The 26416-nt window shown below is 60.9% G+C and carries 26 protein-coding genes; 13 read left to right on the top strand and 13 right to left on the bottom strand.

Annotated features, from left to right (window positions below):
- Positions 1–98: 98 nt before the first annotated feature.
- The 4 genes from AC097P_RS16270 to AC097P_RS16255 all read left to right on the top strand — a co-directional run bounded on the left by AC097P_RS16270 (position 99) and on the right by AC097P_RS16255 (position 3396).
- On the top strand, positions 99–1331 hold the full coding sequence (locus AC097P_RS16270) for an MFS transporter (protein ID WP_479611476.1): 1233 nt from the start codon (positions 99–101) through the stop codon (positions 1329–1331).
- A gap of 72 nt (positions 1332–1403) precedes the next feature.
- The gene (locus AC097P_RS16265; protein WP_479611475.1) at positions 1404–2150 is read left to right on the top strand and encodes a ProQ/FINO family protein; all 747 of its coding nucleotides are present in this window, start codon (positions 1404–1406) and stop codon (positions 2148–2150) included.
- A 27-nt stretch (positions 2151–2177) separates the two neighbouring features.
- Complete coding sequence (locus tag AC097P_RS16260; RefSeq protein WP_479611474.1) at positions 2178–2825, top strand: ABC transporter ATP-binding protein; 648 nt, start codon at positions 2178–2180, stop codon at positions 2823–2825.
- 22 nt (positions 2826–2847) lie between these two features.
- On the top strand, positions 2848–3396 hold the full coding sequence (locus AC097P_RS16255; protein WP_479611473.1) for a class IV adenylate cyclase: 549 nt from the start codon (positions 2848–2850) through the stop codon (positions 3394–3396).
- 172 nt (positions 3397–3568) lie between these two features.
- On the opposite strand, the gene AC097P_RS16250 is transcribed toward AC097P_RS16255, so the two are convergent.
- The 3 genes from AC097P_RS16250 to maiA (AC097P_RS16240) form a co-directional block, all read right to left on the bottom strand.
- Positions 3569–3988 carry a DUF1801 domain-containing protein gene (locus tag AC097P_RS16250; protein ID WP_479611472.1) on the bottom strand — a complete coding sequence of 140 codons (420 nt, stop codon included), beginning with the start codon at positions 3986–3988 and terminating at the stop codon, positions 3569–3571.
- A gap of 65 nt (positions 3989–4053) precedes the next feature.
- Positions 4054–5031 carry an MBL fold metallo-hydrolase gene (locus AC097P_RS16245; protein WP_479611471.1) on the bottom strand — a complete coding sequence of 326 codons (978 nt, stop codon included), beginning with the start codon at positions 5029–5031 and terminating at the stop codon, positions 4054–4056.
- Positions 5032–5065: 34 nt separating this feature from the next.
- Positions 5066–5737, bottom strand: a complete 672-nt coding sequence (maiA, locus tag AC097P_RS16240; protein WP_479611470.1) for a maleylacetoacetate isomerase — start codon at positions 5735–5737, stop codon at positions 5066–5068.
- A gap of 70 nt (positions 5738–5807) precedes the next feature.
- Between maiA (AC097P_RS16240) and AC097P_RS16235 the strand changes: the two genes are divergently transcribed.
- Positions 5808–6431 (top strand): TetR/AcrR family transcriptional regulator, encoded by a 624-nt coding sequence (locus tag AC097P_RS16235; RefSeq protein WP_479611469.1) that lies wholly within the window; start codon positions 5808–5810, stop codon positions 6429–6431.
- On the opposite strand, the gene maiA (AC097P_RS16230) is transcribed toward AC097P_RS16235, so the two are convergent.
- From maiA (AC097P_RS16230) to AC097P_RS16220, 3 genes are read right to left on the bottom strand one after another with little or no spacing between them, the layout of a single operon-like run.
- The gene (maiA, locus tag AC097P_RS16230) at positions 6432–7079 is read right to left on the bottom strand and encodes a maleylacetoacetate isomerase (RefSeq protein WP_479611468.1); all 648 of its coding nucleotides are present in this window, start codon (positions 7077–7079) and stop codon (positions 6432–6434) included.
- Between the two features lie 14 nt (positions 7080–7093).
- Positions 7094–8419 carry a fumarylacetoacetase gene (gene fahA, locus AC097P_RS16225; protein WP_479611467.1) on the bottom strand — a complete coding sequence of 442 codons (1326 nt, stop codon included), beginning with the start codon at positions 8417–8419 and terminating at the stop codon, positions 7094–7096.
- Positions 8420–8433: 14 nt separating this feature from the next.
- Positions 8434–8976: a VOC family protein gene (locus tag AC097P_RS16220; RefSeq protein WP_479611466.1), complete on the bottom strand. Its 543-nt coding sequence runs from the start codon at positions 8974–8976 to the stop codon at positions 8434–8436.
- Between the two features lie 104 nt (positions 8977–9080).
- Here AC097P_RS16220 and AC097P_RS16215 point away from each other — a divergent pair, with 104 nt between their 5' ends.
- The gene (locus AC097P_RS16215) at positions 9081–9992 is read left to right on the top strand and encodes a LysR family transcriptional regulator (RefSeq protein WP_479611465.1); all 912 of its coding nucleotides are present in this window, start codon (positions 9081–9083) and stop codon (positions 9990–9992) included.
- Between the two features lie 35 nt (positions 9993–10027).
- On the opposite strand, the gene AC097P_RS16210 is transcribed toward AC097P_RS16215, so the two are convergent.
- A complete protein-coding gene (locus AC097P_RS16210) occupies positions 10028–11521 on the bottom strand; it encodes a glycosyltransferase family 39 protein (RefSeq protein WP_479611464.1) in 1494 nt (497 codons plus the stop codon).
- 119 nt (positions 11522–11640) lie between these two features.
- On the bottom strand, positions 11641–12177 hold the full coding sequence (locus AC097P_RS16205; protein WP_479611463.1) for an Lrp/AsnC family transcriptional regulator: 537 nt from the start codon (positions 12175–12177) through the stop codon (positions 11641–11643).
- A gap of 110 nt (positions 12178–12287) precedes the next feature.
- On the opposite strand from AC097P_RS16205, the gene hppD reads away from it, so the two are divergent.
- The 6 genes from hppD to AC097P_RS16175 all read left to right on the top strand — a co-directional run bounded on the left by hppD (position 12288) and on the right by AC097P_RS16175 (position 19649).
- Positions 12288–13364 carry a 4-hydroxyphenylpyruvate dioxygenase gene (hppD, locus tag AC097P_RS16200; RefSeq protein WP_479611462.1) on the top strand — a complete coding sequence of 359 codons (1077 nt, stop codon included), beginning with the start codon at positions 12288–12290 and terminating at the stop codon, positions 13362–13364.
- A 2-nt stretch (positions 13365–13366) separates the two neighbouring features.
- On the top strand, positions 13367–13678 hold the full coding sequence (locus tag AC097P_RS16195) for a 4a-hydroxytetrahydrobiopterin dehydratase (protein WP_479611461.1): 312 nt from the start codon (positions 13367–13369) through the stop codon (positions 13676–13678).
- Between the two features lies 1 nt (position 13679).
- Complete coding sequence (gene phhA, locus AC097P_RS16190) at positions 13680–14582, top strand: phenylalanine 4-monooxygenase (RefSeq protein ID WP_479611460.1); 903 nt, start codon at positions 13680–13682, stop codon at positions 14580–14582.
- Positions 14583–14636: 54 nt separating this feature from the next.
- On the top strand, positions 14637–16433 hold the full coding sequence (locus AC097P_RS16185) for a thiamine pyrophosphate-binding protein (protein WP_479611459.1): 1797 nt from the start codon (positions 14637–14639) through the stop codon (positions 16431–16433).
- Between the two features lie 80 nt (positions 16434–16513).
- Positions 16514–16909, top strand: coding sequence for a VOC family protein (locus AC097P_RS16180; RefSeq protein ID WP_479611458.1), 396 nt, complete (start codon positions 16514–16516; stop codon positions 16907–16909).
- Positions 16910–17111: 202 nt separating this feature from the next.
- Positions 17112–19649 (top strand): PAS domain S-box protein, encoded by a 2538-nt coding sequence (locus tag AC097P_RS16175; protein WP_479611457.1) that lies wholly within the window; start codon positions 17112–17114, stop codon positions 19647–19649.
- 110 nt (positions 19650–19759) lie between these two features.
- On the opposite strand, the gene AC097P_RS16170 is transcribed toward AC097P_RS16175, so the two are convergent.
- The 3 genes from AC097P_RS16170 to AC097P_RS16160 form a co-directional block, all read right to left on the bottom strand.
- Positions 19760–21106, bottom strand: a complete 1347-nt coding sequence (locus AC097P_RS16170) for a zinc-binding metallopeptidase family protein (RefSeq protein ID WP_479611456.1) — start codon at positions 21104–21106, stop codon at positions 19760–19762.
- Positions 21107–21441: 335 nt separating this feature from the next.
- Entirely contained in the window at positions 21442–22572 is a 1131-nt protein-coding gene (locus AC097P_RS16165; RefSeq protein WP_479611455.1) for a rhomboid family intramembrane serine protease, read from the bottom strand.
- Between the two features lie 17 nt (positions 22573–22589).
- The gene (locus AC097P_RS16160) at positions 22590–23039 is read right to left on the bottom strand and encodes a heavy metal-responsive transcriptional regulator (protein WP_479611454.1); all 450 of its coding nucleotides are present in this window, start codon (positions 23037–23039) and stop codon (positions 22590–22592) included.
- A gap of 75 nt (positions 23040–23114) precedes the next feature.
- Here AC097P_RS16160 and AC097P_RS16155 point away from each other — a divergent pair, with 75 nt between their 5' ends.
- A complete protein-coding gene (locus AC097P_RS16155) occupies positions 23115–24032 on the top strand; it encodes an MBL fold metallo-hydrolase (RefSeq protein WP_479611453.1) in 918 nt (305 codons plus the stop codon).
- Between the two features lie 11 nt (positions 24033–24043).
- On the opposite strand, the gene AC097P_RS16150 is transcribed toward AC097P_RS16155, so the two are convergent.
- A complete protein-coding gene (locus tag AC097P_RS16150; protein ID WP_479611452.1) occupies positions 24044–25069 on the bottom strand; it encodes a TRAP transporter substrate-binding protein in 1026 nt (341 codons plus the stop codon).
- 46 nt (positions 25070–25115) lie between these two features.
- On the bottom strand, positions 25116–26408 hold the full coding sequence (locus AC097P_RS16145; protein WP_479611451.1) for a TRAP transporter large permease: 1293 nt from the start codon (positions 26406–26408) through the stop codon (positions 25116–25118).
- Positions 26409–26416: the final 8 nt, after the last annotated feature.

Genomic DNA, 26416 nt, shown 5'->3' with positions numbered 1-26416 from the left:
GGTGCGTCTGAAAGTGAGCAGGGTGTTTGGCTGGATTTCGACGATTATTGTCTTATTGTCGTATTCCTGCATGCGGCACTGCGTCCTACTATTGCGCCATGAACACGACGACCTTCTCCAGTGCCCCCGCCGCGGCCCCGGCTGTGCCCATGCAACAAGACGCCACCATCATCGGCCTGGTCGGCTTGGCACACGCCAGTTCCCATTTTGGGCACCTGCTGCTACCGCTGATGTTTCCGGTGTTCATGAAGGAATTTGGCCTGAGCTATTCCGAGCTGGGCCTGCTGATGACGACCTTTTTTGTGGTCTCTGGCGTGGGCCAGGCCTGCGCGGGTTTTGTCGTGGACCGCGTGGGTGCACGGCCGTTGATGTTCACGGCCTTGGGCATTTTCATTGCGGCCTGCGTGGCGGCTTCCATGGTCACGGGGTATGTCGGCCTGATGCTGGTCGCCGCGCTGGCGGGCCTGGGCAATGCCACTTTCCACCCGGTGGACTTCACGATTTTGAACCAGCGCGTGTCGGCACCCCGCCTGGGCTATGCCTTCAGCGCCCACGGCTTGACCGGCAACCTGGGCTGGGCCGCGGCTCCGGTGTTTTTTGCCGGATTTGGCGCAGCGATTGGCTGGCGCAATGCCTATGTGGCCGCCGCATTGATGTACGTGGTCATCCTGGTCCTGCTCGTCTTGCAGCGCGACAAGCTCAGCACCCAGGTGGTGCGCCGCGACCCGCAGGCCGCGGGCGATGCCGAGCACGATATGGCCTTCATGAAGCTGCCGGTGGTGTGGTGGTGCTTTGGTTTCTTTTTGCTGTCGACGATGACGCTGGCCGTGGTGCAGAGTTTCTCTGTATCCATCCTCAAGGCCATGCACGGCATCAGCTTTGAGGCGGCCACCTACACGCTGACGGCCTACATGCTGTGCGGCGCCGTGGGCATGTTCGTGGGCGGCTTCATCGCCGCTCGCGCTGCCAATAGCGACCGCGTGGTCGCCATGGCGATGGCCACGGGAGCGGTGTTGCTGGCAATTTGCGGCACAGGCTGGCTCGGCGGTACGGCCACGATGGTGGTGCTGGCCATCACCGGCTTTGCGGTCGGCATTGGCGGTCCGTCGCGCGACATGATGATCAAAAAGGCCACGCCCAAGGGCGCAACCGGCAGGGTTTATGGCCTGGTGTATTCGGGCCTGGACACCGGTTTTGCGATTTCGCCCATCGTTTTTGGCGTATTCATGGACCGCGGTTGGTATGGCGCAACCCTGCTGGGAGCCGCGCTGGTGCTGCTGTTGAGCGTGGGTGCAGCGCTGGGCGTGGGCTTGCGGACGGTGGCGCGTTAGAGCGTTGTCAGGGGGGCAAACCCAATCGCTGGCATGATGGAGGGCTTTTTCGCCAGCTTTCATTCGTTTTCCATGACCGACACCTTGCCTCCTTCTCCTTCCGAAGCGGTTGAAACCGTAGCGCCAATTACCCCGGCTGAAGCCGTCGCCGTTGCTCCGGCTGATGCGCCCGCCGAGACCCTTGGGACCGCCAACGCTGCCCCCAAGCGTGCGCCCAAGCCCGACGTCTTTCCGGTGCTGGAAAAAATGGCGGCGCTGTACCCCCAGCTTTTCGGCGCGGTGTTTTTGCCGCTGAAGCGCGGCATTTTCCAAGACCTGCAAGAAGCGCATCCGGAAGTCTTCGAACGCGACAGCCTGAAGGCCGCGCTTTCGCTGCACACCCGCTCCACCCGCTACCTGACTGCTGTTGCGTCCGGTGCCGATCGGCACGACCTGCAGGGCAAGCCAGTAGAAGCCATGGCGCCCGAGCACGTGCACCACGCGCTGCTCGAAGTGTTTCGCCGCCGCCAGACGCGCAGCAAGGAAGACTTGCGCCCCAAACTGGTCCAACGCATCGTGACCGCCTGGGAAGCTTCAGGCCTGACGCCGCTGGCCTATGGCGAACTCGTCCGCAGCCGCGACGAAGCCGCCAACGCCGTGTTGGACGAGGCCGTGGTGGAGGCAGAGGCCCGCGCCGCCAAGACCGAAGCCTTGCTACAGGCATTCACGGCCAGCGGCAAACCGGTCGCAGTCTTCGCCGACATGTACGGCCTGGACCCTCGGACTGTCAGCCGCATGCTGGCGCGCGCCACGGTCACGCCACCCAGCGAAAAAGCCTGACCTCGCGCGAAAGGCGTGGCACCCGGCATGGCTGACGCTGCTCCTGAGCCGACACCCAACGCCGCTGTATTGCAGGCCCGAGGCTTGGTCTTTGGCTTTGGCAAGCAGGCGCTGTTCAACGGTTTCTCGGTCAACGTCCCGTCCGGCGTGACCTGGCTGGGTGGTGACGAGAGCACCGGCAAGACTACGTTGTTGCGCTTGCTTGCGGGCGAGCTGGCAGCCCACAGCGGCAGCCTGCTGATCAATGGCCTGCCCATGGCTGGCACCGCCCAGTCCTATCGCAGCCAGATCTTTTGGGTGGATCCGCGCACCGACGCGTTCGACGCGCTGACGCCGCAGGCCTACTGGGATGCCGTGCGCAAGCAGTACCCCAGCTTCGATAGCGCACTGCTGGCGGAATTGACCGAAGCCTTTGCGCTGCTGCCCCATCTACCCAAGTCGCTGTACATGCTGTCCACCGGCACCAAACGCAAGGTCTACCTGGCCGCAGCGTTCGCCAGCGGAGCCACCGTTACGTTGCTGGACGAGCCCTTTGCGGCGCTGGACAAGGCATCCACAGGAGCGATGCTGGAGTTGCTGGCCGACGCGTCCAGCCACCGCAGTCGCGCCTGGGTGGTTGCGAACTATGTAGCGCCACACGGTGTGGCGCTGGCGTCGACCATTGCGATGGCCTGATCCCACGTCACGCCATAGCGCCATGCCGAAAAACATCGAAATCAAAGCCCGCATCGACAGCGTAGAGCAACTCAAGCCCATCGCTGCCGCCATAAGCGGCGGCGACCCGGTCGAAATCCGGCAGGACGACACGTTCTTCCGATGTGCGACAGGGCGCCTCAAGTTGCGTGCTTTCGCAGATGGCTCCGGCGTACTGATCTTCTACCAACGGTCCGATGAAAAAGGGCCGAAGGAGAGCTTTTTCACCACCGCGCCCACCCACTCGCCGGATGCGCTGCGTGAGACGCTGTCCCTGGCTTGCGGCGAGTCTGGCCGTGTCAAAAAACACCGCACGCTGTTTGCAGCGGGGCAGACGCGCATTCATTTGGACAGTGTTGAAGGCCTGGGTGACTTCCTCGAACTGGAGGTTATGTTGACCGATGGCGAAGCTGCCTGGGCAGGTGTGCAAGAGGCCTACGCAATGATGGCCAAGCTGGGAGTAGCGCAGTCGCAGCTAGTTGAGGGTGCGTATGTTGATCTGCTAACTGGTGTGTCATCTACACCAAGTTTTCCAAGCCAAATCGGGCTGTAGCCCCCGCCGGACGAGCGTAAGCCGCTACCAGATTGATAGCGAATTCTGGTGCATCTAGGCTTGGATCAGCGTGCCAGGAAGCGACCTACCTCTGCGCCCTGCGACCGCAGAAACGCACACGGCCTGCAAACGGATCCCTGAGGTGTGCCAAATGACGATGCCGACAACGCCTTCATGCCTTGGCTTTCTTGGCAGGCTTGGACTTGGGAGCGCCATTCAGATCCACGGCCTCGCGGATGAGTGCCTTGAACGCGGTTGCGTCCACTTCGTCCCCTTCAAAGATGTCTAGTGTCCGGCGCGCGTTGCCGTCCAGGCTGGAGTTAAAGAGCTTTTTAGGGTCCTTCAACGACGCGCCCTTGGCGAAGGTCAGCTTGATTTTGTCTTTGTAGGATTCCCCGGTGCACAGGATGCCGTTGTGCTCCCAGACCGGGGTGCCCATCCACTTCCACGTCTCAACCACGTCCGGAACGGCTTCGGTGATGAGTTGGCGCATCCGGGCCAGCGTCTGCCCGCGCCAGCCTCCGAGTGCGGCTATTTTTTCCGAGATCAATTCTGAAGCTGACAGGCTTTGGTTCGTATCGGATGTCGTCATGTTCCACTCCCTACGTTTGCAAAGCCTGCAGCTTAAACCGGGCGCTGCGCCGCGGTACCTGGCGCTTACCGGACCACGCTGTAGTTCAGTGGCACCCAGGTGTAACCCTTGCCATTGGCACGCAAACGTCCCAGGCCTGGGAAAGATATGTGCGATGCGCCTACAAGGTAACCACCCTTGGCAGCGTCGGCATAGGCTGCCTTGCGCTGAGCGGCGGCGGCTTTGCTGTCAGAGTCAAACGCGATCGTGACCGATGGCTCGTCAAACTGTACGGCGGCCACGTGCATCAGGTCGCCCCACAGCACCAGCTTCTGGCCTTTGCTCTCCACCACATAAGTGCTGTGGCCAGCGGTGTGCCCGCGCGAAGCCATGGCCTTGACGCCCGGAACCAACTCGGTGTCGCCATCGAATGTCGAAAACCGGTTGGCCTTGACGTAGGGGTTCAACGACGCCATGGCGCCTTGGAAAAAACCTTTGGCATCGGCCGGCGCCTTGTCCAGGTTAGCCTGGCTGAGCCAGTAGTCGGCGTCGTGCTTGTCCGCACGAACGGTGGCATTGGGGAACGCCAGCTTGTCGCCGTCCATCAAGCCACCGACGTGGTCGGCATGCATGTGGGTGATGTAGACCTCGTCCACCTGCTCGGGTTGGTAGCCAGCGGCCTTCAGGTTGGCGGCCAGATCGCCCAGCGTAGGGCCAAACAGCTTGGCCGCACCGGTGTCGATCAGAACCAGCTTGCTGCCGGTATTGATCAGATAGCCGTTGACCGAGGTCTCCAGCGGTGCAGACTGGTACACCTTGCCCAGGGCCTTGTTGACCTTGGCCGGCGTGGTGTTGGTCAGAATCTTGTCGACCGGCAGCTTAACCGTGCCGTCGGACAGGGCGGTCACTTCAAAGTCGCCCAGCATCATGCGGTAGTAACCCGGGGCCGATGTCTTGACCATGGGTGCTGCGGCGTGTGCCGTGCCAACCACGCCCATGCCCAATGCGGCGACTGCCAACGCTGTGCTCAGCGCAATGTTTAAAACGGATTTCTGGATGTTCATAAGTCGTTTGAAGTTGAGGTTGAGGGGAAAACGATTAGGCCGGTGAGCCGACTTGGCGAGACGGCTCGGCCTGCGCAAAGGCATCATGCGCGTCACAGGCCTGCATGATGCGATCAATGGTGGGAATGTCGGGCACGTTGATTTTGAACACGCGCGTCATGACGACGATGCTGGACAACAGGATGTCGGCCATCGTGGGTGTGTCGCCGTGGCAGAACCTGCCGGTCTCTTTCTCACTGGCCAGGCGCTGTTCAACGGCAGCCAAGCCGGTGCCGAGCCACTGGATCTGCCAGGCGCGCCACGCGGCATCGTCAAAGGCGGCGTTCGATGTCAAGTATTTTTTGACACGCGGCGTGATCAGCGGGTGTGTGTCGGCGGCCAGCATGGCGGCCAAGGATCGGACCCGCGCGCGTCCGTGCAGATCGGTGGGCAGCAGGGGTGGAGTGGGCTGAAATTCTTCCAAATATTCCAGAATTGCCAGCGACTGGGTCAGCGGGGCATGGCCGGGTTCTACCAGCGCTGGTATAGCGCCCAGCGGGTTGATTTTCAGGAATTCCGGGCTGCGCTGCTCACCCAAATCGAGGTTGACGATGCGCTCATGCGCCATCAGTCCTTTAAGGTTTAGCGCCACCCGCACGCGGTAAGTTGCCGATGTGCGCCAGAAGGCAAAAAGTTCAAAGGCGGGGGGTGGTGGAGTAGGGGTCATACAAGCATGTTCGTGTGGTGAATGGAGCGCATCGGCAAGATTAAGGACTGACTGGTCCATAATGTAAACCATGTTGAAGCAGACCGAGGTTAACGCCCTTCCAAAGACCCCAAACTGCGCGGGTCGTCCGCGCCAGTTCACGCACGAGGACGCTCTGCAGAAAGCTATGGAGGTGTTCTGGCGCAAGGGTTTTGAGGCCACGTCACTGGACGATTTGCTTGCGGCCATGGGCCTAAGCAAGTCCAGCTTCTATGCCTGCTTTGGTTCCAAACAGGCCTTGTATGACGAAGCCATTCGTGCCTACGCGGAGCGGTTTCTGGAGGCCATGGGCGATATGGCCCGGTCAGGCGCCGACCCGATGGAGGCTGTACAGACCATTCTTGCCACGATGGCAGATACCCGGGGCGGGTCGGAGGGATGTTTCATCGTCAACACGGTGACGGAACTTGCGCTGCACGACGCGGAGCTCACCGCCTATTGCCAGGCCCACATTGCACGGATGACCCAAGTGGTGGCTGACCTGCTGGTGGAGGCGGGCTTTGCGCCCCCGCTCGCCAGCGACAGGGCAGCAGCAGCCCTGGCGCTGGTGTTTGGTTTGGTTACCTTGCGCAAAGCCGGATTCCCGGCGCAGCGCCTGGACGCACTGCTGGCGCAGGTGCAAACGCTGTTGGTCTTGCCTGAGGAATCGTCTTAACTACACCGCGTCTGGCTGCAGTTGCGGCGCGGCCTTGGCAAAGGCATCCAGCGCCAGGCAGGCTTGTTCAATCCGGCGGATCGTCGGAAAGGCGTCCAGCGGCGTCTCGAAGCGCCGTGAATTCGCGATCTGCGGGATCAGGCAGCAGTCGGCCAGACCAGGCGTCTCGCCATGGCAGAAGGTGCCTGTGTGCGGGTTGTCGGCCAGCATGGCCTCCACAGCGGTAAAGCCCAGCGTGATCCAGTGGCGGTACCAGGTGGCCTTGGTGGCTTCGTCCACTTTCAGGTCGTGCTCCAGGTACTGCAGCACGCGAAGGTTGTTCAGCGGATGGATTTCGCAGGCAATGCTTTGTGCGAGTGCGCGCACGCGAGCCCGGCCCAGCGCGTCACGCGGCAGCAGTGCGGGCTCGGGGTGGGTTTCATCCAGGTATTCCATGATGGCCAATGATTGCCCAATGGAATGCCCATCGTCTACGAGCGCTGGCACCAGTTCGGCCGGGTTGATGCGCTGGTAGTCCGCTGCGTGCTGCTGGCCGCCGTCTTTCAGCAAATGCACGGGCACGTATTCAAACGGCAGGCCCTTGAGGTTGAGCGCAATCCGCACGCGGTACGAGGCTGAGCTGCGAAAGTAACTGTAGAGCTGGAGCATGGACATCAACTCCTTCAAGCCAAGGATCGGGCAGGCAGCACCGTGCCGCGCACTTCACCAAAGCCAATGCGTGCCGCTCCGGGTGCCTGGCAGCTGCCACGGAAGATGATGGTGTCGCCGTCTTCCAGAAATGTGCGCTTCTCGCCGTTGGGCAGCGTGATGGCTTCCTTGCCGCCTTTGGACAGCTCCATCATGGAGCCTGCTTCATCCAACGCAGGGCCGGACTGCGTGCCACTGCCCAGCAGATCGCCGGGCTGCAGGTTACAACCATTGACTGTGTGGTGCGCCACCATTTGCGACACGGACCAGTAGGCGTCGCGGAAGTTGCTGTGGGATAGGCGGTGCTCGGCCAAGCCTTGTTCGCGCATCGCGGCGGTCTGGATCAGGACTTCCAGCCCGATGTTGACCGCGCCTTGTTCGCGCAGCCCTGGCGAATCCAGGTAGGGCAGGGGTTGTGGATCGCCCTCGGCACGGGTCCACGCCTGGCGATAGGGTGCCAGGGCCTCCATCGTCACGATCCAGGGTGACACCGTGCTCGCAAAATTCTTGGCCAGGAAAGGGCCCAGCGGCTGGTATTCCCAACCCTGCACGTCGCGTGCGGACCAGTCGTTGAACAGGCACAGGCCAAACACATGCTGCTCAGCCTCAACCATAGGCACCGGCTCGCCTAGCGCATTGCCAGGGCCGATGAAGATGCCCATCTCCAATTCGTAGTCCATGCGCGCGCTGGCCGCCAGCACAGGCTCGGTCGCGCCGGGGCGCATGACCTGGCTCACCGGGCGGCGCAGTTCCTGGCCGGATATGCCAATGGATGAGGACCGGCCGTGGTAACCAATGGGAATCCACTTGTAGTTGGGCAACAGCGGGTTGTCCGGGCGCAGCAGCTTGCCGATATTCGTCGCGTGGTGGACCGAGGTGTAGAAGTCGGTGTAATCGCCAATTTGCGCGGGCACGGCAAATTCGGCATCGGCCTGCGCGACCAGGCAGGTGCTCAGCGCGGACTGCAACGCATAGCCTTCTCGCAGCGCACGTGACAGGGCCAAGCGCAGTGCAGACCAGGCGTGGGTACCCAGAGCCATGTAGGCATTCAGCGTGGGCGCACAGCAGGCTTGGGCGGCAGTGCCAGCATCGCCGGTGAAGATGCTCTTGGTGTGGGCGGCGGTCAGGTCCAGTATCTGGTCTCCAATGGCTACACCGACGCGGAATGCCTCGGCGCTGCCATAACGGCGGAACACGCCAAAGGGCAGGTTCTGGATAGGGAAGTCAGTGCCTGCGGCGTTGGCAGAGGCGACCCAGCTGCGCAACTCCGGGTTATGGGTTTCGTTGGCGGATATTGTCATTGTGTTCGTCATGCTCATTGGCCGGGAATGCCCTTGCCGTTGTGCATCCACGCGGCGTGTTTGGGTGCTTTCTTGGTGCGGTCCCATTCGTTGAGCATGTCCCACTTCACATCGTCCAGCGCCTTGGTCATGGCCGGTGTGGCGACGTTGACCGACAGCTCCAGGCGGTGGCCGTTGGGATCAAAGAAGTAGATGGATTTGAAGATCGTGTGGTCGGTTACGCCAATCACCTCGATGCCTGCGGCTTCCAGCTTGGCCTTTTGCGCTTCCAGTTCGGCCAGCGTACCGACTTCAAATGCCAGGTGCTGCGTCCACGACGGCGTGTTGTGGTCGCGGTCCATAGGGGGGCTGTTGGGCAGCTCGAAGAAGGCCAGCACATTGCCATTGCCCGCATCCAGGAAGACATGCATGTAGGGGTCAGGCGCCTTGGTAGATGGCACCTCGTCCTCGGCGATGGCCAGCACAAAGCCCATGTCCAGGTGCTTGGTGTACCACTCCACGGTTTGCTTGGCGTTGATGCAGCGGTAGGCCACATGGTGGATTTTTTGGATCAGCATGGTTTTCTCCTGAGCAGCGCAGTCGGGGCGCAATGGCCGCTATTAGAGGGGAGTTTGATCTATCATTCAAACAGATTTTTCTGATGAATTTATACAGATAACTTATGAATATCACGCTGCGCCAGCTGCGGGCCTTTGTGGCGCTGGCCGACACCGGCAGTTTTACCGATGCTGCCACCAGCCTGCATGTGACGCAGTCCGCGCTCAGCGGCCTGATCAAGGAGGTGGAGCAGACGCTGGGCGTGCAGCTGGTCAACCGCAGCACGCGCAAGGTCAGCCTGTCGGAAGCAGGGCGCGAGTTCTACCCGCTGGTCGCGCGGCTGCTGCAAGACCTGGATGGCGCGCTGGACACCATCACTGATCTAAAGGCGCTCAAACGCGGCCTGGTGCGCGTGGCGGCGCCGCAGCTGATGTCGGCATCCGTGCTGCCGGAGGTGATAGCCGGCTTCAAGCAGGAGTACCCCGACATTGAGATCCGTCTGTCGGACTGCATGGTGGAGCATGTGCTGCCCAAGGTGCATAGCGGTGAGGTGGACTTTGGCGTCGGTCCGGAGCGCGAGCCATCGGCTGATATTGAAGCCCAGACTCTCTTCGAGATCCCGTTCGTCGTTGTGTTCCGAAGCGATCACCCCTTGAACAAGAAAAAGCGCGTGACCTGGGACGATGCCTTGCGCTACCCGGTGATTGCGCTCAAGGGCGAGTTCACACACCGCCTGCGGGTGGACCTGCACGACTCCCTGCACGACGAGGCGCTGAACCCGGCCAACGAGGTCGGCTTCATGACAACGGCCTTTGCAATGGTCAGCGCCGGACTGGGTGTGACCACCTGCTTGCCCTATGCCAGCAGCCTTATCCGCCTGCACCAACTGCAAAGCCGGCCCCTGCTAGACCCGGTAGCGCGGCGCAAGTTTTTGGTGTTCACGCGCAAAGACCGGCCGCTTTCGCCCGCCGCACGTCGCTTTTCTGAATACCTGATGGACTACGTGGGCCGGCAAGCGTGGAGCAGGGCGCAATAGCACAGCTGGGTCCCGCTGACGGGCGCCTCGGGACCTTATTGGACGGCGAAAGGCTCCAGTTCAAAGTATTCAGCCGGTACCAAGTGCAAGGTGCGCACTACGCTGCCGTCCCGCACGATTGCTAGCGAATCGCTGTTCGCAGGTGATATCAGGTAGTTGATATTGCGGCCTATCGAATCGCTGTCGGTCCATACGTAAAGTTCTTCTTGCCCGGGCAGGCCTTTGGACCAGCTCCACAGGTTGAACTGGCTGGGGCGCGAGGCGCGCGCCGTTCCAGCACGCAGGTAACCATCGGTGTAATAGATGATCTCGGCGCTGAGCTGGTGCGATGGGGTCATCGCGATGCGTTTGTCCGGGTACTTGGCAACCTCGGCTGCCAACTCCTTCCAGCCATAGAAATAGTTGGTGGCGTCGGCCGCGGCCAGCTCCTGCGAGAAACGGCTCAACGGAATCAAGTTGAATCGGGCATGCAACGACGAAACGGCCGACAGTGCCAGGCTCGAAACCACGGCAGTGGACCACAGCCACTGGCGCTTGGCTTTGCCCTGCGACGTGGCACCCAGGCAATACCATGCCACCAGTATGCAAAAGCTGACGTAGGCAAAGGCAGGCCAGTTGGGTCCAGCGGCTTTCTTGAGCGACGACAGGGCAAAGAACGCGATGACAGGAATAGCTGTGCAGACCAGCAACAGCGTATTCTTGTCCCTGCGGTAGAAGACACCCACAGCGGCCGCCCACAGGCCCGCGATCCACAGGATGGGACCGGTAACCAGCATCTGCCCGCCGATGTATTCGCCGACCTTGGCCAGTGAATAAGTGTCGCTGTCCAGGCCATTTTTCAATTGGAACGTAAACGATATCCACCCGTGCTGGCTGTTCCACACCACCACGGGCGAGAAGCACACGCAAGCGATCAGCACAGCCATGTAGGGGTAGCGCGTCTTCAGCCAGCGGCGGTGCTCGGTGGATGCAAGGTACAGCAGCATGCACGGCAGCATCAGGACGGCCGTGTATTTGGACAGCAGGGCAAGCCCCAGGATGACACCCAGCAGATACCACAGCCAGGTCTTCTCGCTGTGCAGGGCCTGCCAAAACACATAGATGCCCAGCGACCAGAACAACAGCACCGGCGTGTCCGGCGTCACCACCACCAGGCCCAAGGTGGTTAGTGGCAGCACGTTGAACAAGATGACGCTACCGGCGGCCACGCGTTCGCTTTTGTAGAGCTGCATGGCCAGGCGCCAGATCAGTACGCTCAGCGCCAGCGACACCAGCGTGCCCGACAGCCGCACCCACGGCTCAGACTTGGACAACAGCGTCGTGAACCAAATGAAATAGGCCACCATGGGCGGGTGGTCAAAATAGCCGATGTCCAGGTTGCGTGACCACAGCCAGTAGTAAGCCTCGTCGGGGTGCAATTGCAGCGTTGCTGACAGGTACAGGCGCCATAAAACCAAGGCGCCCACCAGGACGGCCGTATTGCGCCGGTTTAAAAAACTCTTCGTGTCAATGCACGGATTTACGGCCATCCCCATGCGTCCTCCCTTTTATTCGCTATTGAAAGGACGTTTTAGAGAGTTGTCGCAGGCGCTGTCAAGACGATTCCCTACACAGCGGAGCTATTCACGGGAGAAAACTTGCGAAGGTATTACCCGGCGATGCGTACCTTGCGCGCTGCACCGTCCGCCGCCTTGCCGATATGGCCCAACGGCAGCTCGGTGCTGGATTTGATGCAGTTCAGCACGATGTTGGAGCGGATATTGGCCACACCCTTGATGCGGGTCAGCACGCGCAGCACGGACTCTGACAGCACACCCAGATCGGCGGCGACGATTTGCAGTATGTAGTCGGATTCACCGGCCACTGCGTAACACTCCAGTACTTCGGGGATGGCCGTAATTTCGCGCTCAAAGGCTGAACCTTCGTCACCGCCGTGGCGGCTCAGCGTCACATAACTGATGGCACGCACACCCAGGCCGATGGCGGCCGGGTCTAGCAGCGCAACGTAGCGGCGTACTATGCCCATGCCCTCCAGCCGCTGGATGCGCCGGCTGACCTGGGACGCCGACAAATGGATCTGCTCGCCCACCTGCTGGTTGGTTGCGTGGGCATCCTTTTGCAATGCGGCCAGCAAGCTGATATCGAACTTGTCGAGCAGCAAATCGTCATATTTCTCTTGATTCATGCATGAATTATGCATATATTTAGTGTTCTATGGCGCAAATTGCTCACACTGTGCGCGTGCTTTTGTCCACAATCTAGACCATCCATTTCACAAAAAACAGGAGCAGCACAATGGCCGATTTGTTTGACAACCCGATGGGACTCATGGGGTTTGAGTTTGTCGAATTTGCATCCCCCACACCCGGCCTGATCGAGCCCATTTTTGAAAAGATGGGCTTCAAGCACGTGGCGCGCCACCGCTCCAAGGATGTGGACCTGTACCGCCAGGGCGACATCAACTTCATCATCAACCGCGAGCCCAAGAGCCACGCAGCTTACTTTTCGGCCGAGCACGGTCCCTGCGCCTGCAGCATGGCTTTCCGGGTGCGCGATTCACACAAGGCCTATGCCCGCGCGCTGGAACTGGGCGCACAACCGATCGAGATCCAACCCGGCCCCATGGAGCTGCGTTTGCCCGCCATCAAGGGCATTGGCGGTGCGCCGCTGTACCTGATCGACCGATTTGAAGAAGGCAAGTCCATCTACGACATCGACTTTGAATTCTTGCCCGGTGTGGACCGCCACCCCTTCGGCCATGGCCTCAAACTCATCGACCACCTGACCCACAATGTGTACCGTGGCCGCATGGCCTACTGGGGTGGTTTTTACGAGAAGATTTTCAACTTCCGCGAGATCCGCTTCTTCGACATCAAGGGCGAATACACCGGCCTGACCTCGCGCGCCATGACTGCGCCGGACGGCATGATCCGCATCCCGTTGAACGAAGAAGCATCGGGCAAGACCGGCCAGATTGAAGAGTATCTGATGCAATTCAACGGCGAAGGCATTCAACACATTGCCTTGATTTGCGACAACCTGGTTGCCACGCTGGATAGCCTGAAAGCGGCCGGCGTGCCACTGATGACGGCACCTCCCGCCACCTATTACGAAATGCTGGAAGGCCGACTGCCTAACCACGGTGAAGACGTGGGTGCGCTGCAGAGCCGTGGCATCCTGCTGGACGGCGTCAGCAAGGACGGCGACCGCCGCCTGCTGCTGCAAATCTTCTCGGCTACGGTGCTGGGCCCGGTGTTCTTTGAATTTATCCAGCGCAAGGGCGATGATGGATTTGGCGAAGGCAACTTCAAGGCCTTGTTTGAATCGTTGGAGCGCGACCAGTTGCGCCGCGGCGTCATCACGGCGGATTGATGATGGCCATTCAAAAACTCGATGGGCAAGAAGCTGCACAACAACTGAAGGCCTTGCCGCTATGGATTTTTGATGCCAAGCTGGGCGCCATCACGCGTGAATTTGTGCTGGCAGACTTCATGCAGGCCTATGCCTTCATGACCCAGATTGCGATTGCCGCTGAAAAGTACAACCACCACCCCGAGTGGAGCAACGTGTACAACAAGGTGCTGATCACGTGGACCACACACGATGTGCAGGGCCTTAGCAGCAATGACATCGCGCTGGCCCGCATGTGTGACCAGGCGTTTACCGGCTACAAACCAGGGGGCTGATATGCAAGCAATACCCGCGAAGGTTAAACACGGTCTGGCTGCAGGCCCTGCAGCCGCACCGCAGCGCGCCGACTGGACCATAGACCAGGGTTGGGATAACTACACCCCTGAGCAACACGCCGTATGGAAGACGCTGTTTGACCGCCAGACCAAGCTGTTGCCGGGCCTGGCCTGCGACGATTTTGTTGAGGGCATGCAGAACTTGCCGATGTCCGCCGACGAAATTCCTAATTTCGAGAAGCTGTCCGAAACGCTGATGCGCAAGACCGGCTGGCAGATCGTAGCGGTGGCCGGCCTGGTGCCTGACGATGTGTTTTTTGAACACCTGGCCAATCGACGTTTCCCCGCTGGCAACTTCATCCGCGGGGCACACGAGCTGGATTACCTGGAAGAGCCTGATGTGTTCCACGACGTGTTTGGCCACGTCCCCATGCTGATGCACCCGGTGATGGCGGACTTCATCCAGGCCTATGGCCAGGGTGGTTTGCGTGCCCAGAAGCTGGGCAAGCTGACGAACCTGGCACGGGTCTACTGGTACACGGTGGAGTTTGGCCTGGTGCAGCAAAAGGAAGGCTTGCGCATTTACGGCGCCGGCATCGCATCCTCGTTTTCCGAGAGCACCTTTTCCGTCCAAAGCGATTCGCCCAACCGCATTGGCTTTGAGCTGGAGCGCGTGATGCGCACCAACTACCGCATCGACGATTTCCAGGAAACCTATTTCGTGTTGGACAAGCTGGAAGACCTGCTGGCGCTGGCCAACACGGAGTTCGCGCCGTACTACGCACGCTTGGACAGCGGCCCCACCTACCAACCGGGCGACGTGTTGCCCACCGACGTGGTGCCACACCGTGGCACCGGCAGCTACCACCGCGCACGTGCTGTATTGGCGGCTGCCAAGGTGTAAACCCCAAGGGAAGGGGCGGCAAAAAGGGGGCCGTGAGCGTGGACAATAGTGCCCATGAATTTGACACCTACCCCCTCTACACCCGCTCCCCAGATTGCCGGCCACCTGCTCGTGCAATGCCTGATTGAACAAGGCGTTACCCACGCCTTTGGAGTACCCGGCGAAAGCTATCTGGCAGTCTTGGATGGCTTCCATCTCTACCGCGACCGCATCCAGTTTGTCGTCAACCGGCAAGAGGGCGGCGCAGCCTTCATGGCCGAGGCCCACGGCAAGCTGACCGGCCGCCCCGGCGTTTGCTTTGTAACGCGCGGCCCCGGCGCCACCAACGCCTGCATCGGCGTGCACACCGCATTCCAGGATTCCACACCGATGGTGCTGCTGATTGGCGACGTAGCCAGCGACCAGCGCGACCGCGAAGCCTTTCAAGAGATGGACTACCGCGTCATGTTCGGCCCCAGCGCGCTGGGCATGGCCAAGCGTGTGGAGCGTATTGACGACGCGGCCCGCATCCCTGAATACATTGCCCGCGCGTTTGCCACCGCGATGAACGGCCGCCCCGGCCCGGTGGTGCTGGTGCTGCCAGAAGACATGCTGACGCAAGCTGTTGCGGCCCACCACATGACCGGTGTGGTACCTGCCCCCCTGGCCCGTGTCGAGCCGTCGGATGCCTGGAGCGACCCTGGCGCTTTGCGCACGCTGCGCGAGATGCTGATGAAGGCCGAGCGACCCTTTGTAATTGCCGGTGGCAGCGGCTGGACACCCCAGTCCGCCCAGGCCCTGCAGCGTTTTGCCGAAGCCTGGCGCCTGCCGGTGGGCAATGCCTTCCGCTTCCAGGACACGTTTGACAACCACCACCCGCTGTATGCCGGTGATGTCGGTATTGGCATCAACCCCGCGCTGGCCAAGCGCATTGGCGAATCTGACCTGGTCATTGCCATCGGCCCGCGCCTGGGCGAGATGACGACCGGCGGCTACACGCTGCTGCAAGCACCGCGCAGTAAACAAACCCTGGTGCACATCCACTCCAGCGCCGAAGAGCTGAACCGTGTCTACCAGGCCGACCTGGCCATCCACGCCAGCATGCGCGCCGCGGCCCGCTCGCTGGAGGTGCTGGCTGCCCCCAAAGATGTGGTGTGGGAAGCATGGGCGCAGGCCTGCAATGCCGACTACGTGGCCAACCTGCAAGCCAGCCCCATCAAGGACCTGCCGGCCGATACCGAGCGCGGGCTGGTGGACATGCACAGCGTCATCGCCACGGTGCAAAAACATTTGCCGGTCGATGCGGTGCTGACCAATGGCGCCGGCAACTTCGCCAGCTGGCTGCACCGTTTTTACCGCTACAGCGGGCTGGCCAAGGGTTTCAAGACGCAACTCGCGCCGACCAATGGGGCGATGGGCTACGGCGTGCCGGCCGGCATTGCCGCCGCCATCACCAGCAAGGCGAGTCCAACGGCAGCCGGGCAGGGCAGGGTGGTGTTCACGATTGCCGGTGACGGCGACTTTCTGATGAACGGCCAAGAGCTGGCCACCGCTGTGCAGCACGGCGCCAAGACCATCATCCTGCTGTTGAACAACGGCATGTACGGCACGATACGCATGCACCAGGAGCGCGAATACCCGCAGCACGTGGCAGGTGCAGGCACCTCACTGCACAACCCCGACTTTGCCGCACTGGCCCGCGCATATGGCTACGCCGGTGTGCGCATCCAGCGTACGGCCGACTTTGAGGCCGAGCTGCTGGCGGCGCTGGCGCGGCCCGAGGGCACGTTGATTGAGGTGATGCTGGAGCCCGAGTTGATCAGCACCCGGGTGTCTTTGGCCGGCATCACGCAGGCGGCGCTGAAACGCTGATTGCCAAGGCTTCATATGCCAAATCAGCCGCTAGCCCTCGTATGGCAAGCGTACGCAGCTATTAAATCAGGAGCAAATCTTTGAAGCAATCCATCGGCCAGCTCTCCCTAGTCGTGCGCGACTACGACGAAGCCATCCGTTTCTACGTCCACCAGTTGGGGTTTACGCTGGTCGAAGACACGCTTATGCCCGCCCAGAACAAGCGCTGGGTGGTGGTGGCTCCGCCGGGCTCCAACGGACTGCGCCTGTTGCTGGCGCGTGCAGTGGGTGATGAGCAGGCGTCGCGCGTGGGCAACCAGACGGGTGGCCGTGTTTTCCTGTTCCTGTACACCGACGACTTCTGGCGTGACTTCAACAACTACCAGGCCCAGGGCGTGATTTTTGTGCGCGAGCCAAAGGAAGAGCACTATGGAACCGTGGCTGTGTTTCAAGATCTGTACGGTAATCTATGGGATCTGGTGCAATCCAAGGTCTGAGCCCTCTATGGGCCTCCAGGTAACGCATTTCCGCCCAAATCAAAGCTATGTGCGCTACCGCACATAGCAAAAAGTGCATCCCTATGTACGCTTGGCCCTTGTGCGCCCCCATGCATTCGTGCTAGGCGCTTCAGTTAATTGATGCAGGTTCGCTGAGCCATTTTCATGTTCAGGTAGGTATGCGCTATTTTGGAAATGGAACATGTCCGACACAGAACACACGCAGCCACAGCCTCCCGCTGTAGGCACCCTGGACGGCGCGGTTGACGCCCAGCACCAGGAGGTTCTGCTCAAGGCCGGGGCCTTGCAGAGCGCCATCTTCAACAGCGCCTACTTCTCGAGCATCGCCACCGATGCCAAGGGCGTGATCCAGATTTTCAATGTGGGTGCAGAGCGCATGCTGGGTTACGCTGCAGCCGACGTCATGAACAAGATCACCCCGGCGGATATTTCCGACCCGCAGGAAGTGATAGAACGCGCCAAATCCCTGAGCCTGGAGCTTGACACCACCATCACGCCCGGCTTTGAGGCCCTGGTGTTCAAGGCAGCACGCGGTATCGAAGACATTTATGAGCTGACCTACATCCGCAAGGACGGCAGCCGCTTCCCGGCCGTGGTGTCGGTCACGGCGCTGCGGGATGCGCAAAACGTCATCATCGGCTACCTGCTGATCGGCACCGACAACACTGCACGCAAACAGGCAGAAGAGGCCCTGCTGAAGGCCGGCGCGCTGCAAAACGCCATTTTCAACAGCGCCAATTTTTCTTCCATTGCCACTGATGCCACGGGTGTGATCCAGATTTTCAACGTTGGGGCCGAGCGCATGCTGGGCTACACGGCCGCCGACGTGGTCAACAAGATCACACCGGCCGACATCTCCGATCCCCAAGAGGTGATTGAGCGCGCCCAGACCCTGAGCCTGGAGCTGGACACCACCATCACTCCGGGCTTTGAGGCGCTGGTGTTCAAAGCTTCGCGCGGCATTGAAGACATTTACGAGCTGACCTACATCCGCAAGGATGGAAGTCGCCTGCCTGCGGTGGTGTCGGTCACGGCGCTGCGCGACGCGCAAAACATCATCATTGGTTACCTGCTGATTGGCACCGACAACACGGCACGCCAGCAGGTGGAAGACGAACGCAAGAAGCTGGACCAGCGTCTGCGCGACCAGCAGTTCTACACCCGTTCGTTGATCGAATCCCATATCGACGCGCTGATGACCACTGACCCTGCCGGTGTCATATCCGACGTGAACAAGCAAATGGAAGCCCTGACCGGCTGCACACGCGACGAGTTGATTGGTGCACCGTTCAAAAGCTTTTTCACCGACCCCTTGCGGGCCGAAGCCGGTATCAAACGCGTATTGAAAGAGAACAAGGTCGCCAACTACGAGCTGACAGCACGCACCCGGGACGGCAAGGAGACCGTGGTGTCATACAACGCCACCACCTTTTACGACCGCGACCGCAATCTGCAGGGGGTGTTTGCCGCTGCGCGCGACGTGACAGAGCGCAAGCTGCTGGACCAGGCGCTGCAAGAGAACAACATCGAGCTGGAGATGGCCAAGTCTGTCGCCGAGAAGGCCAATCTGGCCAAATCCGACTTCTTGTCCAGCATGAGCCATGAGCTGCGCACACCGCTGAACGCGATCCTTGGTTTTGCCCAGCTCATCGAGTCCGGAGACCCCGCACCCACCACCGCGCAAAAGCGCTCTACAGACCAGATCCTGCAGGCGGGTTGGTACCTGCTGGAGCTGATCAATGAGATTCTGGACCTGGCCCTCATTGAATCCGGCAAGCTGATGCTGACGCCTGAAACTGTGTCGCTGGCCGAGGTGATGGCCGAATGCGAAACCATGGTCGAGTCGCAGGCCAAACGGCGTGAGATCCGAGTGGATTTCCCTGTCTTCGACCGCTTTTACTGTGTGAATGCGGACCGCACGCGGGTCAAGCAGGTGCTGATCAACCTGCTTTCAAACGCCATCAAGTACAACCGGTCGGGCGGCACGGTGGTGGTGTCACTGGCGACGAACACGCCCGGGCGCTTGCGCATTGGCGTGGCCGATACCGGTGAAGGCCTGAGCGCGGGAAAAATTGTACAGCTGTTTCAGCCGTTTAACCGACTCGGTCAGGAGGCCACCACGGAGGAAGGGACCGGTATCGGCCTGGTGGTGTGCAAGCGGCTGATGGAGTTGATGGGTGGAACCATAGGCGTCGATAGTAAGGTAGGTGAGGGCAGCACCTTCTGGATAGAACTCGAACTGGCCGCGCAGCTTCAAGCCACGGGGGATGTGGATGTTGCAGCGCTGGCACCTGTGCACGTGGTAGCTGGCCCCCACGTCCGCACCGTGCTGTATGTGGAGGACAACCCCGCCAACCTGATGTTGGTGGAGGCGCTGATTGAACGGCGCCCCGATATGCGTTTGTTGTCTGCCAGGAACGGAGCTGGCGGGATCGAGATTGCGCGCAGCGTACGGCCCGATGTCATTTTGATGGACATCAATTTGCCGGGGATGAGCGGCACCAGGGCGCTGGCCATTCTCAGAGCCGACCCTGCCACTGCGCAGATACCGGTTATCGCCATCAGTGCCAATGCCATGCCCAGCGATATTGCCAAAGGTCTGGCGGCGGGGTTTTTCCGTTATCTGACCAAGCCCATTCGTGTGGACCAGTTCATGGAAACCCTGGACGAGGTTTTGGCGCTGGGTTCCGATGACGTAGTGCTAGCCAAGCAACTGTAGCCATGGTTGGGCAACGGGCGCAGACTTCTGGCGCGACTTCCATACCTACCGGGCGGGTATTGAACCGTGGCCGTGTTCGAAGACCTGTTTGGCAACCTCTGGGACCTGGTTCAGGCCAGCGCTTGAGCGGCGTCGCTGGTGTGGTCTTCACTGGGCGCCTCGGGTGTATTGGCCGCAGGAGCGCCGGCGTTGGCCAGCGCGGGCGGCAGGCCGGTACCGCGCGCCGCACTGCATGCCTGGATGAACCGGTGCACAAAATGCAGTTTGGTAATGGAGCGCTTGCTGAGAACAAAGGGGTAGAAGTCCGGCAGCCCCATGCCGAGCGAGAACTCGTTGAGCACACTGGTCAGTCCAGCCCAGGCGTTGAAAAAATTCAGGAAGGCATGGTCGGCCTGGCTGACCTCGCCCTCTGTTTCGCCGTCCAGCCGGTACAGCACCTCCGCGCCGAACGGGTCTTTCAGCAGGTCCACGTGCTCGCTATCCATTCCTGAGCCCAGGGCAGTGTCCAGCGTGTCCACCATGTGCAGGTAGTGCGCCCAGGTTTCGGCCCAATCCTCCCAAGGGTGGGAGCTTGCATACGCGCTGACACAGTTTTCCTGCCACTGCGGATCAGCACCTTGGGCATAGTGTTTTTTCAGGGCCTCGCTGTAATCATGGCGTTCGTCACCAAAGAGCGCACGAAACGGCTCCAGCCACGGGCTGTGCTCCAGCAGCCGGGCCCAATAGTAGTGGCCCGATTCGTGTCGTACATGGCCCAGTACCGTGCGGTAGGGCTCGTCTAACGCAGACCGGATGGCCTCACGCGCTGCATCGTCTGCCTCTTTAAGGTTGATTGTGATGATGCCGTCTTTGTGACCTGTGGTGATGGGCGTGGGCGCCACCTCCACCAGCAAGTCAAAGGCCAGCCCCTGCTCCAGGTCTTCGCCCACCCGCGAGGCAACCGGCAGGCCCAGCGCGATCAGCGACGAGACGAGCCTGCGTTTTGCTACTTCGACCTTGCGCCAGCGGGGCGCGTTGTCAGCGATGTTCGGGTCTGGCACTATGCGGTTCAGCCGGCAGCACTGGCACAGCCCTTCGTGCGGGACGCTGTCTACAGATAGCGTGTCAGACTGGATCTGTTGATGCTCTTCAGCCTTCGGGTCGTTCATTTGATTTTGCGCGTCGTCCACCGTAACCAGCCAGTTGCACTGGGGCGCAAGGCCAAAATTGGCGCAACGCCTGTACAGCGTACTCTCGGCCGATTCGCCGGCAACACGCCAGCGGTCATCGCCCTTGGCCACAGGCTCTAGCGACAACACGCGTGCCTTTTCGGGTTCGTACCCCAGCGCTCTGCCGCAGTGCAGGCACAGGTAGTTGCGAAAGAAAACCGGGTAGCCGCAATGGCAGTTGCCAATGCGGTGTATGAGTGGCTGCCAGCGCTGCTTGGCGGTGGCAGCGGACGGGGACGCACCTTCCATAGCGCGCGCTTACGACTGTGGCGGCAATGTCATCGGAGGTTCCCGCATCGGGACAGGATTTTCAGTGGGAGGGGGGGCGCCCAAGGGCTCATGGCCGCCGGGCATCTCTGGCGGCAATGTGGGAGGAATCTCTGGGACGGGCGTGTGCATACTCGGAGGCGTGATACCTGCAAGCTCCCAATCCATTAACAGTACGGGTGGGCGCCGAGCACCTGGATAGACGCCAGCATTAGCAAAAATCACCATGATTCCCCTTGTAGAGTGAGAGGGTTCCAAGGGTAGGCGTTTGCATCGCTGCAATCGGTGCGTCTCCGCACACTGCGGGCAACTCGCTATTATTTTTTTGCGGCAGGTGCGGAGGCCGTGCGTGCGTGTTCCAGCGCCTGGCGGATCTGCTCGGAGTCCTGCTCGCGCAGCCCTTGCGCCAGCGCACGCGCGGCCTCGGCACGTTCATTGGCGTAGTTCTGCAGCAACTCCAGCTTGGGTGCCGATGGCGCCGCACCGCCGGGCTGCGCCAGTACCAGTTGGTCAAAGCTGCGCTCATAAACGGCGGCTACCTCGGCGTCAATGTGGCCTGCGAGCTCGTCAAAAGTCTCGCCCGTGCCCGGCCCGCGCGCCAGCAGGCTGCCCCAGCGCCGGCTGACGCGCTGGTCTTCCGCCAGGAATTGCTGGATCGCGTCGCGGGCCTTCTGCTCTTCGCCCAGCCGGTAGCTGGGCTCGGGCAGGCGCCACACCAGGACGGCGGTGGCCAGCACCATCAGCGCTGCGATTCCGCCGCAGAGGTGGCGCGGTATGGCAGCACCATCGGGCCCCCATCGCCGCGCCAATACCAGGCCCAGCAGCGCGCCGGCAACCAGGCCGCCGCCATGGGCTGCGTTGTCTATGCCCTGCACAGCGAAGCCAACGCCCAGCATCAGCGATGCAAACACCGCGGCGCCGCCGAACAGCCAGCGGAACTCTCCGGGCTCCACATTGCGCCGTTCGCGCCACAAAAAGACAAGCAGCGCGCCGTACAGGCTGAAGATGGCACCAGACGCACCGCCCGACACAGCCTGGTTGCCATGCAAAACCAATGACAGCAGATTGCCCAGCAGGCCGCTCAGCACATACAGCGTCACAAAGCGCCAGCGGCCGAAAAGCTGCTCCACCAAGCGGCCCACGTCCCACAGAGCCCACATGTTGAGTGCCAGATGGACCACACCAAAGTGGATGAACAGCGCAGTGAACAGCCGCCACCACTGCCCATCTTGCGTGGCGGGCCCAAAGTTGGCTCCCCACGCCAGCTGCACACCGTTGGGCGTGTGCCAAAAGCCCGCCCCGGCTAGTAGCATCATCAAAAAGACGCCCACGTTGACAGCCACTAGGCCGGTGGTGATGGGCACACTGCGCGGTTTGGCGAGCATCAGCGCGGTGAGGCTGCCGTTCGCGTGTGGGGTGGGGGTGTCGGTTGGTTTGGGGTCGGCCATGGGTCAAAGGACGGCGTCTACTGCGTGGCCGGTTTGGTGAACGACTTGCGGGCCCGCGCGGCGCCTGCACCGCTACCGGAATCGATCGCCGTTCCTTGCGCGGTGCTGAGCAATTGGTCCGGTGCGCAGGTCAGTGATGCAAACGTGGCCTTGAGCTCTTTCTTCAGCGTCTGCAGTTGGCGAATGTGGGCATCGATTTCGGCCATCTTGGCGTTGAGTTGCTGTTCTATGTCGGCTCGGCCGAATTGCCCTCGCGTGAACCGCGGCAATATCGTGCGGATTTCGGTCAGCGAAAACCCCAGCGACTGCGCCCCACGAACAAAGCGCATGGCCTCGACATGCGCTGCAGTGTAGGCGCGGTAGCCGTTGGGCTGGCGCGTGGGCGCGGCAATCAGGCCCTGCTTTTCGTAATAGCGCACAGTGTCGGTCGACACTTGGCTGGCCTTGGCGAGTTCGCTGATATTCATCGTATAAAAAATTGCTTGACCTTGGAGCATAGTCCAGGCTTTAGAGTTCCCGTACGTTCACTCATCAGTATTCCCATGACACATTCTTCACTGTTCAAGTCTTTCACATTGGCCGCCGCGCTGCTGTGCGGCGCTGCACAGGCTCAGGAACCGGCCGAGGCGCAAGCTGCACGGCCCCGCATAGGCTTTTCTGTCATTAAAACCGGCAAGGTATCGGTGACCGAGCGCCTGCTGTTGCCCGATGGCAGCCTGACCAAGAAGATTGACACCAACTTCTCGGCGTTTTTGATCAAGCACAACAACGAATACCTGTTGTTGGACACTGGCCTGGGCGCCAACATTGACGCGCAGTACGCGCAGGACATGCCCTACTGGGCGCGCATAGGCTTCAAGTACGAAAAGCCTGTGGAGCCGGCCCGCAAGCAGCTTGACGCGGCGGGTTTTGCGCCGGTGCAACGCGTCATCGTCAGCCATAGCCACTGGGACCACGCCAGCGGTGTGCCGGATTTCCCCGAGGCACAAATCTTCGCATCTGCTGAGGAGATGCCAACGATTGTTGACGCCAAATCCGGTGCGGGTAGCGCCTGGCCCTCCCAGGTGGCAAACCCATCCACCCGCTGGACGGCGCTGCAGTTGCAGCCTGTGGCCTACAAGGGGTATGCACAGAGCCTGGACCTGTTCAATGACGGCAGCGTGGTGCTGGTGGCCATGCCCGGCCACACCGCCGGGTCGATCGGTATGTTTGTCACCGGGGACAGCGGTAAGTGTTATTTCTTCATCGGCGATGTGGCCTGGAAGACCGGTGCCGTACAGGCCGGTGCACCCAAGTTCTGGGCAGCCAGCATGGTTGTGGACCGGGACCGCGACCAGACACTGCGCAGCGTGGAAAAAGTGCGCGATGTGATGCGCCTGTACCCGGATGTGGTGGTGGTGCCCGCTCACGACGCCGCGGTGCAAGAGGCGCTGGGATATTTCCCCGCCTGGGTTCGGTAGGTGAAAGTTTCTTACTTCTTGGCGCGTATCTTGGTTAGCTCGGTCTGCGTTTCGTTCCACAAGTCCATGCCGATGTCGGCACCAATCGATGCGTAGACCTTGGTCAACTTGTCGCGCATGCGGGCGGATTCGGCGGGCGACAGCTCATTGATCTGCATGCCCTTGGCCTTGAGGTCGCCGACCGCCCTGGCGGCTTCGTCGCGCGTGTCTTTACGCTCAAAGTCGCGGCTGACTTTGGCAGCGTCCATCAGCACCTTTTGCTCGTCTTTGGACAACTGATCCCACCACTTCTTGCTGGCGGTCACGATCCAGGGGCTGTAGACGTGGTTGGTCACCGTCATGTACTTTTGCACTTCGTAGAACTTGCTGGACAGAATGGTGTTGAACGGGTTTTCTTGCCCGTCCACGGTGCCGGTCTCCAATGCACTGAAGAGTTCGGAGAATGCCATTGGCACGGCATTCGCGCCCAAGGTCTGGAAGCTGCTGAGGAATACATTGTTTTGCATGACCCGCAATTTCACGCCACCCAGGTCTTCCATCTTGGTGATGGCCCGCTTGCTGTTGGTCAGGTTGCGGAAACCGTTTTCCCAGTACACCAGGCCGACCAGGCCTTTCTCTTGCAACTTGTTGCGGATCTTGTCACCAATCGGGCCGTCCAGCAGCGTATCGGCCTCTTTGGTGTTGCTTATCAAAAACGGGGTATCCCACAACGCCATCTCTTTGGTGATGCCAACCAGGGTGGCTGTCGACCCCACCATCATCTCCTGCGCACCGCCAATCAGGGCCTGCTGCATCTGTGTATCGGGGCCCAACGCGGCGGCGCCAATGGCGCGCACCTTCATTTTACCGCCAGATGCCTTGTCCACGGCATCAGCAAATACCTTGGCGGCGCGGCCCTGGTTGCTTTGCTCGTTGAGGCCGTAGCCAAAGCGGATGAGGCGGGGTTTGATGTCCTGCGCTACTGCACTGAAAGATGCGCTTAGCAAGGCAGCGGTGGTGGCAGCAATCAGTGTGCGGCGAATGAGGGTTGTGGTCATGGGGTTGTCTCCTGGGTTGAAAGCTTGTGTTTGTCAATGGATCCGTCTATCGCATCCACGCCACTGGCAGAGTGACGATCTGCGGGAACAGCACGAAGAGGAACAGGATCACGGTGTAGGTCAGCAGGAAGGGGTTCACGCCCTTGATGACCTGGTGTAAGGAGAGCTTGCCGACGCCTGCGACTACGTTCAGCACGGTGCCCACTGGCGGGGTGATCAGGCCGATGGCGCCGTTGAGCACAAACATCAAACCAAAGTACACCGGGTCTATGCCAGCCTTGACGGCTATGGGCAGCATGACCGGGGCGAAGATCAGAATGGTGGGTGTCAGGTCCAGCGCCGTACCGATGACGATCAGCACAATCATCATCACCAGCATCAGCAGCTTGGGGCTATCTACCAGTGGTCCCAGCCAGCCGGTGAGGGTGGCGGGCAGGTCGGCCAGCGTGATCATGTAGCTGGCCACCTGGGCACCCGCACACAAGAACATGACGATGGCGGTGGTCTTGGCGGCGCGCACCAGCACGCCATGCACTTCCACCACCTTCATCTCGCGGTGGATGAACAGGGCCACCACCAGCGCATAGAACGCAGCCACCACAGCCGCCTCGGTTGGCGTGAAGACACCGCTCTTCATGCCGCCAATGATGATGATGGGCATCAGCATGGCCCAGAAAGCCTTCAGCGTGGCGCGCAGGCGCTCTTTCATGGGCAACGGTGTGCCTTGGGGCAGGTCCATATCCCGCAACACATATCTCCAGGCCACGATCAAGCCCCCCCCCATGATCAGCCCCGGGACGATGCCCGAAAGGAACAGTGCGGAAATCGATGTATTCGTCGTTACGCCATAAATCACAAACGGCATGGACGGTGGAATGATGGGCGCGATGATGCCGCCCGATGCGATCAAGCCGGCGGACGTGTGCATGGGGTAGCCCTGCGAACGCATCATCGGCATCAGGATGGTTGCCAGCGCTGCCGTGTCGGCCAGGGCCGAGCCGCTCATGCTGGCCATCAGCACGGCGGCGCCGATCGCTACATAGCCCAGTCCGCCGCGGATATGGCCAACCCAGGCCTGGGCCATCGTGATGATGCGCCGGCTGATGCCGCCACTGTTCATCAGCTCGCCAGCCAGGATGAAGAAGGGCACGGCCAACAGCGGAAAGCTGTCTACACCTGCCACCAGGTTTTGCGCCAGCAATTGCGTGTCCCAAAACCCCAGCACCCAGGCCATGCCAGCGCCGGTGAGCACCAGAGCCAGTGCCATGTTCATGCCAATGCCCATCAGCACCAACATGCCGGCGGAGAAAACGATAAAGGCGAGTCCTTCGTTAGACATCAGACCTC

Source organism: Rhodoferax sp. ZS1R8 (genome assembly GCF_056521325.1).
The sequence above is the reverse complement of the archived record's forward strand: the minus strand, read 5'-3'. Positions and strand labels throughout refer to the sequence as shown.